At 60.2% G+C, this 14,082-nt stretch carries 12 protein-coding genes; 8 read left to right on the top strand and 4 right to left on the bottom strand.

Features of this window, described 5'->3' with window-relative positions; all coding sequences use genetic code 11:
* Nucleotides 1-2: 2 nt before the first annotated feature.
* From O9K64_RS15905 to O9K64_RS15880, 6 genes are all read left to right on the top strand, one after another.
* On the top strand, nt 3-293 hold the full coding sequence (locus O9K64_RS15905; protein WP_275099076.1) for a hypothetical protein: 291 nt from the start codon (nt 3-5) through the stop codon (nt 291-293).
* A gap of 9 nt (nt 294-302) precedes the next feature.
* Nucleotides 303-575: a hypothetical protein gene (locus O9K64_RS15900; protein ID WP_275099075.1), complete on the top strand. Its 273-nt coding sequence runs from the start codon at nt 303-305 to the stop codon at nt 573-575.
* A gap of 16 nt (nt 576-591) precedes the next feature.
* Entirely contained in the window at nt 592-777 is a 186-nt protein-coding gene (locus O9K64_RS15895) for a hypothetical protein (RefSeq protein WP_275099074.1), read from the top strand.
* A gap of 17 nt (nt 778-794) precedes the next feature.
* Nucleotides 795-1,718, top strand: a complete 924-nt coding sequence (locus O9K64_RS15890) for a sulfurtransferase (RefSeq protein ID WP_275099073.1) — start codon at nt 795-797, stop codon at nt 1,716-1,718.
* A gap of 128 nt (nt 1,719-1,846) precedes the next feature.
* On the top strand, nt 1,847-2,347 hold the full coding sequence (locus tag O9K64_RS15885; protein WP_275099072.1) for a hypothetical protein: 501 nt from the start codon (nt 1,847-1,849) through the stop codon (nt 2,345-2,347).
* Nucleotides 2,348-2,656: 309 nt separating this feature from the next.
* Nucleotides 2,657-3,196, top strand: coding sequence for a hypothetical protein (locus tag O9K64_RS15880; RefSeq protein ID WP_275099071.1), 540 nt, complete (start codon nt 2,657-2,659; stop codon nt 3,194-3,196).
* Nucleotides 3,197-3,207: 11 nt separating this feature from the next.
* Here O9K64_RS15880 and O9K64_RS15875 read toward each other — a convergent pair whose 3' ends face one another.
* Nucleotides 3,208-4,161 (bottom strand): hypothetical protein, encoded by a 954-nt coding sequence (locus O9K64_RS15875; protein ID WP_275099070.1) that lies wholly within the window; start codon nt 4,159-4,161, stop codon nt 3,208-3,210.
* Between the two features lie 331 nt (nt 4,162-4,492).
* Entirely contained in the window at nt 4,493-5,368 is an 876-nt protein-coding gene (locus O9K64_RS15870; RefSeq protein ID WP_275099069.1) for a DMT family transporter, read from the bottom strand.
* 337 nt (nt 5,369-5,705) lie between these two features.
* Here O9K64_RS15870 and O9K64_RS15865 point away from each other — a divergent pair, with 337 nt between their 5' ends.
* On the top strand, nt 5,706-7,175 hold the full coding sequence (locus O9K64_RS15865; protein WP_275099068.1) for an extracellular solute-binding protein: 1,470 nt from the start codon (nt 5,706-5,708) through the stop codon (nt 7,173-7,175).
* Between the two features lie 17 nt (nt 7,176-7,192).
* Nucleotides 7,193-9,790, top strand: coding sequence for an EAL domain-containing protein (locus tag O9K64_RS15860; protein WP_275099067.1), 2,598 nt, complete (start codon nt 7,193-7,195; stop codon nt 9,788-9,790).
* 11 nt (nt 9,791-9,801) lie between these two features.
* Here the strand turns inward: O9K64_RS15860 and O9K64_RS15855 are convergent, their stop codons facing one another.
* Both O9K64_RS15855 and O9K64_RS15850 read right to left on the bottom strand, forming a co-directional pair.
* Nucleotides 9,802-11,238: a pyridoxal phosphate-dependent decarboxylase family protein gene (locus tag O9K64_RS15855; RefSeq protein WP_275099066.1), complete on the bottom strand. Its 1,437-nt coding sequence runs from the start codon at nt 11,236-11,238 to the stop codon at nt 9,802-9,804.
* A 114-nt stretch (nt 11,239-11,352) separates the two neighbouring features.
* Nucleotides 11,353-13,896, bottom strand: a complete 2,544-nt coding sequence (locus tag O9K64_RS15850) for an EAL domain-containing protein (RefSeq protein WP_275099065.1) — start codon at nt 13,894-13,896, stop codon at nt 11,353-11,355.
* Nucleotides 13,897-14,082 lie beyond the last annotated feature (186 nt).

Here is a 14,082-nt window from a genome sequence, read left to right as displayed (position 1 = left end):
GAATGAGTCTTTTGTTTATCGTATCAACACCAGGCGCAGGACGTCTGTTGTTGCCCCTGGTAGCTGCCTGCCAGCGAAAAGGGGCGCGCTGGAGCTGTTTCTTTACCAATGATGGTGTCAATAATCTTGCCGACCCCGATATTAAAGAGGCTACCCGCTGTGCCCTGCGGGTGGTGGTTTGTGAACACTCCTGGGCCCGCTACATGGGTGAGAAGATCTGTCCGGTAGAACTCGGCAGTCAGACACAGAACAGCATTATGGTTGGTGAAGCAGAACGAATCATCAGCCTATAAGGAGGGGAGATGGGAACCAAGCAGCTTGTTGTACTGGCGCGACGCAATCATGCAGAGGCGATGCGGGTTGCCGCTGGACTGACTATCGCCGGCCATGGTGTGAGGCTGATCTTCATGCACTTGCCGGTGGCGGAGACGGCTGAGAATATTGAGCAGGCCGAGACACTGGAACTGTGTGATATCGAGCCGGAAACGACAGTCCGGGGTGAAGATTTACCTTATCTGGACAGTGCCGCGCTATCGATGGCGCTGCTACATGCCGACAGTGTCATTAACCTTTGAGGAGGCCTGCGCGAAGATGAATATTGCTGTGCTGAAGACGGGGCTGTTTCCAGATACCGAGACCCTGGATTCGGGTATCGACCATCTTTTACCGAGTTGCAATGTCTATTGCTATGACGCAACCCGGGATGACCTTGCCGACGACGACTGGGATCGAGTGCTAGATGAAATCCTGGCCGCTGAACGCTTGATTGTGCTTTAAACACTAGGAGGATACAAATGAACATAACTAAAAAACTGATTGGTGGAGCTGCCCTGTGGTGTATCGTGTCAATGTCCTGGGCTGCCGATCCGCTGGTTGATGTGGCATGGATAAAGGCAAACAGTTGTAATGCCGATGTGCGTGTTCTGGATGTACGCAATCCACTTGATGGAGGATCCAAGACCGATTATCTGAGAGGACATATTCCCTGTGCCGTTCATACCGACTATCTCAAGGGCGGCTGGCGCACCAGCGTAAAAAATGTCCCGGGACAGCTGCCACCGACCGACAAGATCACCAAGTTGATTGGTGATCTTGGTATTGATAACAACACCCATGTGGTAATTTATCACGCCGGTAAGAACGCACTCGACCTGGGTAGTGCAACGCGAGTCTACTGGACCTTCAAGGTTCTGGGTCATGATAATGTATCGATCCTCGATGGCGGTTTGGCAGCCTATACCCAGGACAAGAAAAATCCGCTGGAGAAAGGCAATAAGGCACCGGAGGCCAAAAAATTCACCGCTACGCTGAACCAGGAGTTGTTGGCCAGTAAGGAGGATGTGAAAAAGGCCATCGACAGTGGTATTAGCCTGGTCGACAATCGGCCTGATAATCAATACCGTGGCATCAATCGTCATGAAAAGGCGAAACGCAGTGGCACGATCCCACAGGCGCATAGTCTGCCGGAGAGCTGGATGACGGAAAACGGCGGTGGCAAGTTCCGTGACGTCGCCACCCTGAAGAAGCTGTACCAGCTTGCTGATGTGCCGACCGAGGGCGAGGCGATCAACTTCTGCAATACCGGTCACTGGGCGTCTGTTGGCTGGTTTGTCGGCAGTGAACTGATCGGCAATAAAAAGACCCGGCTGTATGACGGTTCAATGCTTGAGTGGAGTGCGGATGAATCCCTGCCAATGGTCCAGGAGGTCAAGCTCTGATTGCGAAAGCCATCATCCTGTGGGTGGCAGGGTTCACACTGCTGTTCCCTGCCACCGTCTTTGCAAGTGGCGAACATGAAAGAAGGCTGGCAGTTGAGTTGGCCCTGTTGGTAGGAGACAGCAGGCTGTTGCTGGAAGATTCACTGTCGCCGGTCAAAAGAGCATGGATTGAAGCGCGAGTGATCAACGAGTTGAATATTCTACCCCTGCTGGCCCGCTACTACGGGCAGGAGCAGGGTGCGGATATTACTGACCTCTCTGCACAGATAGTTGCCTTGCAACAGACCCGACAGCAGCCCCCTGAACTACATGAAGTCGCTTCCCGTTTGAGTGGCCGATTTCCGATCCGGTTCACGGTCGATCTGCAGCGTCCGCTGAAGATTGATGAAATATCTCGCACCACTGACAGCTTTAACCAGATGTGTCTTGGTTGCCACGTCGCTCCCGCGGGCGATAACTCCGTGGTGATTGGTGACCTTGGCAGCTTCTCCCGCTCCATGGGCGATCAGGAGTGGCTGGCCCGGTTGCTAGGGGGGGTGCGTGGTGACAGCTATACCGTACTGGAAAATCCCTTCAGCGATAGCGATATAGCCCGGTTTTTCCGTTATACCCGGGATCAGCTGCGCTAGAGGGGTCTGCCGGCTTCCCCTCGCTACGATCGATCAAACCCGACAGACTCCTAGCCAACAATTCTAAAGTATGGCTTTCAATAGCCGTTTAGTTATCCCAGTCCGGTTAGTAAGGAACCACGGATTCACACAGATTCACACAGAGAGGAGATCAGAATTCTGAATCCGTGCCAAGAAATGCTGAGGCTAAGTCTCGTCAAATTTAGAATTGCTGGACTCCTAGCGGACAATCCTTTCAGAAGGAAGCTTGTTACTCTCCGGGGGTTAAACTACCCTTAAGGTAATGAAGCGGTCACCTGAGGTGTAGCAATGGGCAACGTCGCTGATTTCTGCAAATACAAGGCAAGGAAGGATTACGATAAAAAACTGCTGACCAAGGGATGGATGCCGACCCGCCTCGATGCGGATGTCGTGGGCGGGACCTCCATCTATATCTACGACGATCACACCCGGCTGTTGCTCTTCTCCGTGATCCAACGCTCGAGCCTGGAACAGATAACCCGGCGCGTAAAACACACCGAAGGTGAGGAGCTGCTCAACCTGGCGGAACAGCTGAGCGCGCTGATCACGGACTTTTCCCACACCCCGCCGTTTCAGGGTGACCGGCGACTCTCGTTGATGGCGCAGACGGCGGCCTGGTTTGCCGGCCTCTCCCTGTCGCTGATCAACTGTCGCGCCCTGAAGGGCGAGTCCATTGTCATCTTCCGGCTGGTGGACGTCGAGAACGGGGAGAGCGCCTTTCACCTGGCCCACCTGGCGTGGCCGGAGATCATGGAGAGCAGTCGTGCCGAATCGCAGCTCTCCGGCATGGCCCGGTCGCTGCGGCAGAGCCTGTTCGGGGGCGGTTGAGGCGTATCACACTAGCGGATCAACCGCTCCGCCTCGGTGATGACGACGCTGGCCGGCTCCCCGGCCACCCGCTTGCGGACCCAGTCGCGAAACGGCGGCAGCAGCTCCCGGTCGTTGCCGAAAAAACCCAGCTCCATATTCAGGTAGACCCCGGCGTCGTTGATGACGATCTGCTTGGTGATTCCGTCGTGCAGGGTGGCGATGGTCAGCTGCTGCCAGTCGATGGCATGTCCGGCCTGGCGGGCGCTCTGGAGGTGGCCCACGAGCAGGCGCAAATCAGCGGCGATGGCCTCGCAACGCGCCTGTTTTTCCACCCGGTCCTCCAGCGTGCGAAACACAAACATCAGCCCATCCCCGGTCTCGTAACTGGCCCCCTGGCGGTGCTGCAGGTGCCAGCCGCCGCGGACCCGGGGCACCTCGGTGAGCACCGGCGAGGGCGGCGTGGCGTGGTAGCGCTCGCAGTCATGCAGTTGGCAGTAGCGTTGCATAATCCGCTGCTCCATCGGCCCGGCCCTGGCGATTTCCGGACCGCTGATGAGCACCGGGACATTGTCTATGAACAGCAGCAGAGGACCGGACTGGTCGGATTCGATCTCAATCAGGCTTTGATCGCTGACCGTGGCCCGCAGTGCGTTGAGTTGATCGATAAATGTCTTCGACTCCCTTCTCCAGCGCGCCAGCTTCAGGCGTGCCTTCGGTTTGGCATGTTGTTCGTCGGCGCTCTCCCGATAGCTGCCCTCGTAGGCGGTGACCAACTCGTTCAGGGCGATGGTGGCAAAGTCGTAGCGTTCCAGCCGACCGGCCTGGGCCACCGCGGCGGCCAGGGTGCGGAACAGGGTTTCTCCTGCCGGTTTGGCGACGGCTGGCGCGGCGGCCGAGGCTGGTCCCGGTCCCAGCATCGAACCAAGCAGGACGGCAACGGCCGCTGCAAAGGCCAGAATCCGCTCTCGTGCTGTCCGTGACATAGGCGACGTCCGCTGAAATGAAGGGCCAGTATAGAATGGCACTTACTTAAAGCGAATCGCAGGATTTTCGTCATTCCGGCGCAGGCCGGACAAAAGCGCGAAGCGCGTTGAACGACTGAAAGTCGGCCCGAAGGGTGAGCGAAGCGAATAATCCAGGAATACCGCCACCATTAAGCAGTCTGGATCCCGGCCTGCGCCGGGATGACGGTAGTTCTTGGCTTAAGTAAGTGCCATTCGGGCCAGTATAAGGAATTCACCCCGGCTGTCTGTGATCCCGGTAGTATTGCACCCGTCGAGCGACTTCGCGGCAAAAAATCGTGGTTGGCGGCGGTCAGGGATCAGGTGTCAGCGCCAACCGGCGCCGCCGTGCCTGGCGCAGCTCGATCAGGCCGACCCCGGCGATGGTCAGGGTGCCGCCGATGGCCTTGTACAGGGTAAACGCCTCGTCCAGGATCAGGATGCCGGCGGCCACGCCGATCAGCGGCGCCAGGAGCGAGAACGGGGCCACCTGGTTGATGCTGAGGCGGGCAATCAGCCGATACCAGAGATAGTAGGCGACAATGGAGGAGCCGAGGACGATATAGCCAAGGGCCGCCCAGGCCCGCCAACGGGCGGCCTGAATGGCGTCCCACTGTCCGGACTCGAACAGCCAGGAGGCGGCCACCAGGATGGGAATGGCCAGCAGGCTCATCCAACCGATGATGGTCAGGGGGTGTATCTCGCTGTGGCGTTTGATCAGCACGTTGGCCCAGGCCCAGCAGAAGGCCGACACCAGCAGCGAGAGCAGCGCCAGGGGGGTGCCGCCCTCCGGCTCGCCCGCCAGCAGGGCGGCGCCGGAGAAGGCCAGGGCCATGCCGAGGATACGCACCCGGCCCAGGCTGTCGGCGAATAGCAGGGTGGAGAGGATGACGCTGAACGGGATACCGAGCTGGATCATCAGCGCGGTGGTGGCGGCATCGGCGCCGCGCAGGCCGATAAACAACATGCCGAAGTGGCCAAAGCCCAGCACCACGGCCAGTACGGCAATACTGCTGAACTGGGCGCGGGTCGGGCGGAAAAAGGGCGCGACCAGCAGGGCGACGCAGGCAAAACGCAACGCGGTCAGGGCCAGCGGCGGGATCTCCGTCACCGCGACCTTGATCACCACGAAATTGAATCCCCAGATCACCACCACGGCCAGGGCCTGCATCAGGTCGGAAGGTTTCATATCAAGCGGCAGCCAGTACCTGGATTAGCATGTGGCATGCGCTGTCGGTGTGCATGCGGGAGCGTTACATAATAACGATTTTCAGGGTCCAGCCTAAATCTATAAAACCTTAATATCATTATGATTTATAAATGCGCAGAAGTTTTATCCTACTATCGGATTAAGGTTCTGGCAACCGGTGCCGCTAACGACGGCAATAAAACTATAAGGCTCAAGCCGGGCAGTTCAGTTCGATCTCGTGGGTATACCCGCCCGTGGTGAATCCCCGCCGTGATTTACCGGGGGTGACCGACCCTGCTATTTCCCGGAATTCAAGCTTACCGGTGCCGGAGGAGAGATGACCCCTGTATCTGCGCGCAAACGAAAACAGTTTGGCGGCTTCCTGCTGTTATGCCTTCTGCTGTCGGCTCATGTGGTCTACGCCGGTGAACAGGCCACCCGGGCAGCCTTGCTGGTTCGGGAGCTGATTGCCCGGGGGGAGATCAGCCCCGGCAGTACCCTGCGGTTGATGGTCAAGCAGGGCAATATTGCCAATTTCCTCGGTACGGAGTCGGAGCTGAAGGCCCGCTGGGAGCGGCTCACCGGTACCTTTCTGGATGCCAGGGTGATGCCCCAGCTGGCTTCCCATGAGTTCATCAGCAACGGCACGGATGTGGATCTCACAATCGCCCGCAATCGCGAGTATCCCGATCTGGTGAGGGCGGGACTGCTCAACGATCTGACGCCGTTGATGCAACGCTTCGGCTTCTCATTGCCGGAGGATGCCGTCAGCGGGTATCTGCTCGCCAGGTTACAGGCCTATTTTGACGGCCGGGTCTATGCCATTCCGGCGGATGGCGATGTGGCGCTGCTCTATCTGCGGCGTGATCTGTTGGAAGATGAGGAGAACCGGCGCGCGTTCCAACAGCAATATGGCGAGCCATTGCAGGCCCCGGAGACCTGGGATGACTATCTGCGCCTGGCGGCGTTTTTCAATCATCCGGAGGCGGGTTTTTACGGGGCACTTGAACCCAGGGAACCGCTCACCGCCTGGATGTACTGGATGCCACGCTATGCATCTCAGGCGGTGCCAAACCAGTACCTGTTTGATGACCGGATGCGCCCGCTCATCGCGTCGCCGGCCGGCATCCGTGCCACGGAAAATTTTATCCGCACCGTACCTTATTCTCCGCCCGACATACTCGGTGCTGGAAAAGATTACAGTTACACCCTGCCGTTCTTTTTCAACGGCAAGGGATTTGCCACCATCATCACCCTGGCTGGCGCCAAGCTGTTCAATCTCGACAGCTCGCCGGTGAAAGGAAAATTCAGCGCAGTGCCGATGCCGGGAAGCCGGGTGGCGGATACGCTGGTGCGGCGTTCGACCCTGATCTATGGCAACAACCTGGTCATTCCCAGTAGCAGCCGTCAGCCCCTGCTGGCGTTTCTTTTTGCTATGTGGGTGACCGACCCCGAGGTGTCGCTGCACGCCGTCGGGGTGCAGGCCGGGTTTGCGGATCCGTTTCGTTACAGTCATCTTGATGATCCCAGGATCAAGCAGGTCTACACGGCCGAGGTACTGGCGGTGCTGGGCCGTAGCCTGGCTGATGTGGTTCCGGCAGGGACCGGATTGCCTGGTGACGATGAGTATATTGCGGTACTCAATCAACAGCTCTGGCGCGCCGCCAAGGGGGAGCTGAGCGCGGCCGTCGCCATGGAACAGACCGCCGAAGCGTGGAACCGGATCACCGACCGCTATGGCCGGGAGGAGCAGATACGCTATTGGCGGCAGATACGTGGACTTTACCCACACACGGCACATGAGTAGCAGGGAGCCGGCGGTCGATGAACATGTGGAGATTCACCTCATTCCGTAAGCAGTTGTTGGCCGCCTTTGGCGGTATCGGCGTATTGGTAATGATCATGCTGTTGCTGGGCAATCAGATCGCCGGCGTATCGATCAAACAGTTTACCCGGCTTATCTCGGATCAGGTCCAGGTGCTGGCCAGTGCCAATGATCTGCATCTGCGTATCGGCAGACTGCGTCTGGTCGAGATCGAGTTGGCGAATCTGACCGACTACTTTGCGGTGGCTAACGAGCTCCAGACATTGAACCGGCAGATCACGGAGTTCCAGCGCGAACTGGAACTGTTTGAACAGCAGCAACAGTATGCCAGCGGCGCGGTCATGCGCAGTCTAGGCAGAAGCTGGGAGCTCTATCGGCAGGATCTGCAAGTGGTGAGCGGGTATGCCAAAAAGATGCAGATGGGTGAGGCCATCCGGGTCTCAAGCTTCCAATCCGTTTTGCACTTCAAGGATATACAGCTGCAGCTGCAGGCGGTCTCCAGCAGCATGAAACAGGCCGTTCAGCAAGCCTATCTGCGGACCGAGCAGGAACAGCAGCAGTTAAGGAGCGGTTTCACCCTGGTCTCCCTGCTGGGCCTGTTTGTGGTCATTAGCTTTGTCGTGCTGTTTTCCCGCTCCCTGTCGCGGCGGGTGATCTCGTTGCGGGATGCCGCCGAGCGGGTTTCCAGGGGATTTACCCACAGTCCGATTCATGTCGATGGGAACGACGAGCTGGCCAGTCTGGCCGCGGCCTTCAATCAGATGCAGCAACAGGTTCAGAGCCGGGAACGCGCCCTGACAGAGGCACATGACACCCTGGAGATGCGTGTGGAACATCGCACTCGGGAGCTCAATGCGTCAAATCAGCATCTGCAGCAGGAGATGGATGAACGGCGGCGTGTTGAGATCTCTCTCAAACTGCTCTCTCAGGCGATGGAGCAGAGCCCGGTCGGGGTCTTTATCGCCGATATCAAGGGGCGCATCGAATATGTGAACGACGCCTTCGTGAAGAGTTTGGGCTACCACAGCGCGGCGCTGACCGGCGAGAGTTTTCTGCTGTTGATCCAGAAGGCCATACCGCGGGATGTCACCCGGGAGCTGATTGCCACCATCAATGCCGGTCAGGAGTGGCGGGGCGAGGTCGAAGTCAGGCTCGAGGGTGGGGTGTTTGAGTGGATGAGCCTGCGGATCGCTCCGGTAAAGAGCGCCGACCGGCAGATCACGCACTTCCTGGCTATCAAGGAGGATGTCACGGTACGCAAGCAGCAGGAGGCGAAAATTCTCTATCAGGCACAATTCGACAGTCTCACCGACCTGCCCAACCGGGCCCTGGCCCTGGATCGGCTCTCCCACTCGATGGTCGCCGCCGAGCGCCACGGCAGCAAGGTGGTGCTGATGTTCCTGGATCTGGATGATTTCAAGAAGATCAATGATTCGCTCGGTCATGAGATCGGCGACAAGTTGCTCATGCAGGCCGCCGCCCGGCTGAAGCAGGCGGTGCGGAAGAGTGACACCGTGGCGCGCCAGGGCGGGGATGAGTTCCTGGTGATACTGGATGGCCTCACGACCGGAGCGGACGCGGAGCCGGTGGTGGAGAATATTCTCAAGTCATTCAACTGCTCGTTCCTGGTCGATGGGCATGACCTGGTGGTGACGCCCAGTATCGGACTGGCGGTCTATCCCGAGGATGGTGAGGATCCGGGTAAATTGCTGCGCAATGCCGACCTGGCGATGTACCAGGCCAAGGAGGATGGGCGGAACACCTTCCATTTCTATAATCGGATGATTCATGACCACTCCCTGCAGCGACTCGAGCTGGAGCGGGAGCTGCGCCATGCCCTGGAGCGGGAAGAGATGGAGCTCTACTACCAGCCGCTGTTTGATATCAAGAGCCGCAAACTGGTTGGCGCCGAGGCCTTGATACGCTGGAACAGTCGCGCCTTCGGCCTGGTGTCGCCGAACCACTTTATCGGCCTGGCGGAACAGACCGGTCTGATCGTGCAGTTGGGCGAGTGGGCGATGCAGCACGCCTGCCAACAGGCCTGCCTGTGGCAGAACCTGCTGCCGGATTTTCTCATGTCGATCAATGTCTCCCCACGCCAGTTCCGCGGCGGCTTCATCACCGGGACCATTCTGCGCAGCCTGAAACAGTCACTGTTTCCCATCAATCAATTGCAGATAGAGGTCACCGAAGGGCTGCTGATCAGGAATCTTCCCGAGGTGCAGGAGGCGCTGACCACGCTCGATCGGCTGGGCGTGCGTCTGGCCATGGATGATTTCGGTACCGGCTATTCATCCCTCAGTTACCTGAAGAACTTCCCCTTCCACACCCTCAAGATCGACCGCAGTTTCATCAACGACATGACCGATGACCCGGATTATCGCACCATCGTCTCGGCCGCCATCAGTATGGGGCGGGCGTTGGGCCTGTCGCTGGTGGCGGAGGGGGTGGAGACGGAACAGCAGCTGGCGATCCTGACCGAGGAGGGGTGCCAGACCGCCCAGGGGTTCCTGTTCGGCAAGCCGGTTCCGGCGGCCGAATTCAGTGATCGCTGGATGGAGGGGGAGGTGGATGATGTGGTGGGAGGGGCTGTCTAAGGGCCCGCTGTTCAGCCGAGGGCGGCGCGGATCTCCCTGATCTCGTCCAGCAGGTGTTCGATATCCTCCAGCCGGGTGCGGGGGTTCATGAACACCAGGCGCAGCCAGCGACGACCCTTGTAGAGCGTGGAGGAGATGTAAAAGTCGCCCCGCTCCAGCAGCTGGCGACGGATCTCCAGTTGGATGTGATCATCCCCGTCGATCCGGAAGCAGAGGATATTGGTCTCGGGGCGGATGGCCAGCTCAAATTCGTCCCCGCCCTGGATCAGCTCGGCGGCCTCCCGGGCACGCTGCACCAGCCCCTCCACATGTCGCGCCAGCCCCTGCTCGCCCAGCGCCGCGACGGTCATGAACAGGCGCAGCCCCAGCCCCGCCTTGGTGCACTCCACGGTGCGCGAGATGAAGTCGAAGCCGGGCTGGTCCTTGGCGTGCAACAGGTAGCTCGCCTCCTGCTCGAAGGCGTGGTCCAGGTGGCGGTGATCGCGCACCAGCACGCCGGCGCAGACGGTGGGGGTGCACATCATCTTGTGGGCATCCCAGACCACCGAGTCGGCCTGGTCAATACCCTGCAGCAGGTGGCGCAGGTTATCCGACACCAGGGCGCCGCCGCCGTGGGCCGCGTCCACGTGTAGCCAGATGGCGTGCCGGCGGCAGATGGCTGCGATCTCCGGCAGCGGATCGTACAGGCCGGCCGCGGTGCCGCAGGCGTTGGCGACGATGGCCAAGATGCGCTTGCCGCGGGATTGCAGTTCGCTAATCTGCCGCTCCATCGCCGAGGGCAGCACCCGGCCGCCGGCATCGGCCGGCAGGGTCAGGCAGTTGTCCTCGCCCAGGCCGAGGATCGCCACCGCCCGTTTCATCGAGTAGTGCGACTGCTCCGGCACCAGCACCACCAGGTTGCCGGGGTTGCCCCGCCTCCAGAACTCCGGCACCCGGGCGCTGCGTGCCGCCAGCAGGGCGGTGAGATTGGCCAGCGATCCGCCATGGGTCAGGACCCCGCCGGCGTGTGGCGAGTGCGGGTCGAGCTGGCGGTTGCTGGGCACCCCCCGCCAGCCGATTTTTTCCAGCATCCAGTTGACCATGAAGTATTCGATGCAGGCGGCCGCCGGACCCATCTCGTAAATGGCCATGGCATTGTTGGTGGCGCCGTCGATCAGCGAGCCGAGCGCCCCGGTGGGGTGGGGCACGGCCACCTGATGGGCCAGGAAGCCGGGATGGTGGAGGCGGGTGGTGGCCGCCAGGTAGTCGGTGACGAACCGTTTCAGCGATTCTCCGGTCAGGTCGCCCTGTGCCAGGTGTCGGCGCAGATCGAGTTGATCGATCAATCGTTCCAGGGACTCCTGGTGGATCACCGGGGCCGCCTGGTCGGCCGACTCACGGATGTAGTCGGCCAGGGCCTGTACCACGATGGCGGCATCATCTGCGAACGGGGTCTGTTGGCTGCTCATGGATCTGCCCGGTGCTGCAAAGGTTGTGGGAGAGTCGTTGTGCTGAAGGGGAGGATACTGTAAACCCGGCGCGGAACAAAGCCACGGCCCAATTGCTTTGGACCGGAAGTCTGATTACCGATCCAGTGGGAGGGTGCCGGCAATCAGCAGCGGCTCGATGGACTTGGCCGGCAGGGGACGGGTAATGAAGTAGCCCTGCAGTTCGTCGCAGTGGTGCTGTTTGAGGAAATCGATCTGCTGCCGGTTCTCCACCCCCTCGGCGATCACCGAGAGCCTCAGTTTGTGGGCCATGGCGATCATCGCCGCCACCAGTTCGGCGTCATCCCGGTTGGTCGGTACATCGCGGATGAACGAGAGATCGATCTTCAGCTTGTCGATTGGCAGCCGTTTCAGGTAGCCGAAGTTGGAGTAGCCGGTGCCGAAGTCGTCGATGGAGATATGGATGCCGTGGCTCTTCAGGGCCGTGAGCATGGGAATGACTTCGTGCGGACGCTCCATCACCGCGCTCTCGGTCAGTTCCAGCTCCAGGTAGCGGGGCTCCACCCGCGCCTGTTGCAGCATGCCGATCAGCCGCTCGCTGAATTCGGGCTGGATCAGCTGGCGTGCCGAGACATTGACCGCGATACGGAACTCCCCCAGGCCCTTGCCGATCCACTCGCGGCACTGGTTGATGGCGGTCTCCAGCACCCAGTCGCCCAGTTCGGGGATGAGGCCGATATTCTCCGCCAGCGGGATGAACAGGGCGGGTGCGATATAGCCCAGTTCGGCGTGTTGCCAGCGGATCAACGCCTCAACGCCGGTGATCCGGCCGCTCTCCGCCAGCACCTTGGCCTGGTAGTGCAAGGTGAATTCCCGCTCCTTGATCGCCTTGCGCAGGTTGCTCTCCATCGCCAGGTGCTCCAGGGAGGTGGCGTTCATGGTGGCGGTGTAGAGCTGGTAGCTGTTTCTGCCGTCATCCTTGGCACGGTACATGGCGGTATCCGCGTTGCGGATCAGGGTCTCGCTGTTGTTGCCGTCGTGGGGGTAGATGCTGATGCCGATACTGGCGGTGATGTAGAGTGTGTTGTTGGCCAGGGTGATCGGCTTGGCGATGGCGCCGATGATCCGGTGCACCATGGCCACCGCGGCATCGGCATCCTCGATCTCCTGTAGCAGCAGGGTGAACTCGTCCCCACCCATGCGCGCGGCGGTGTCGCCCTCACGCATCTCGCTCTGGATACGCCGGGCCACCTCCACCAGCAGCTGGTCGCCGGCGCTGTGTCCCAGGGTGTCGTTGATGCGCTTGAACAGGTCCAGGTCGATGAACACGATCCCCAGCAGGTGGTCGTGACGGTGGGCGTTGGCGATGGCCACGTTGAGACGGTCGTTGAACAGGCGCCGGTTGGGCAGGCCGGTGAGCACATCATAGAAGGCGAGGTTCTTGATCTGCTCTTCACTCTTCTTGCGGTCGGTGATGTCCGACAGTATGGCCGCCAGCTTGGTGATCTCGCCTTCATGATTGCGGATGACGTTGATGCTCAGCCACTCCGGATAGATCTCGCCATTTTTGCGCCGGTTCCACACTTCGCCGGCCCAGTAACCGTCGCTGTGCACGGCGCCCCACATCTGCTGGTAGAAGGCGGCGTCGTGGCGGCCCGATTTGAGCAGCGCCGGGGTGTTGCCGATGCTCTCTTCCGCGCTGTAGCCGGTGATCCGGGTGAAGGCCGGATTGACCGACTGGATGAAGCCCCTGGCGTCGGTCACCATGATGCCGTCGCGGGAGGCCCTGATGACCTGCTGCGCCAGGTGCAGGTTCTCCTGCGAATGCTCCAGGGCAATGCGCCGGTCCCGCAGGGCGTTGCGCAGGTCGTCCACGTGATGGTGATCGATGCCGGTGAGGATCTCGGAAAACGAGAGGATACCCATCAGGTTGCCGCCCGCGCCGGTGATGCCGAGATGGCGGAAGCCCTGTTGATCGAAAATGGTTCGTGCCTGCATCAGCGACAGGTGGTCCGGTTGCATCAACAGCGGGCGGCTGGCCACGTCGCCGACACAGGCGCTTGTGCACCGGGTGGCGATGGTCTTGAGGAAATCCCGCTCGGTGAAGATGCCGTAGGGCGCATCGTCAGCATAGAAAACGGCCGCCGCATCGACCCCGGCTTCGCGTAGCCTTTGGATCGCCTGGTTGAGTGGCAGGTGCGCCGCGAGGATGACCAGCGGTCGCTTCAATAGGGTGGAGATGTTGCGCAACAGCAAATCGTGCTCCACCCCCTGGGCGCGGACCAGGTCGCTCTGGCTGAGCAGGCCCACCGGCTGGGCATCCCGGTCGATGACCAGCAGGTGACGGATCTGTTCCAGTTGCAGCAGCCGTTCGGCCTTCTCCAGCGTGGCGTGCTGTTCAATACTCTTAACCGGTCGGCTCATGACGCTGGAGATCGGTTGATGGACCGCCTGTGGATCCTCGGTCAGGTCCAGTTTCAGAGCGTCCGCCTCGGTCCAGATCCCCAGCGGCAACTGGTTGTAGGTGATGACAATGGCGCTGCAACGTGACTGCCACATCATATTGGCGGCTTCAATGATCGGCGTCGACGGCGGACAGTTGAGGATTTTTCGGCTGATGATGTCGCCGACCGTGATACTCCTGGTGGATTCAGTGCTGATTTCTTGACTGCAGATCATGCCATAATGCCGGGGCTGAAAGGGGTACAGGGCATTAGCGGCCGCGGGGAGCGAGACTTTAACCGGCGGCATCGGCTTACCTTGTCAAATACGGGGTCATGTTCCTTTGGTCCTGCGCCGGGCTCTGCGTTATAGTTCGCCTCTCCGACCCCACCGGCCCCACGAACAACGCTGATAATCCTCTAG

Origin of the sequence: Sedimenticola hydrogenitrophicus, assembly GCF_029017505.1 — a bacterium.
Lineage (GTDB): Bacteria > Pseudomonadota > Gammaproteobacteria > Chromatiales > Chromatiaceae > Sedimenticola > Sedimenticola hydrogenitrophicus_A.
The sequence above is the reverse complement of the archived record's forward strand: the minus strand, read 5'-3'. Positions and strand labels throughout refer to the sequence as shown.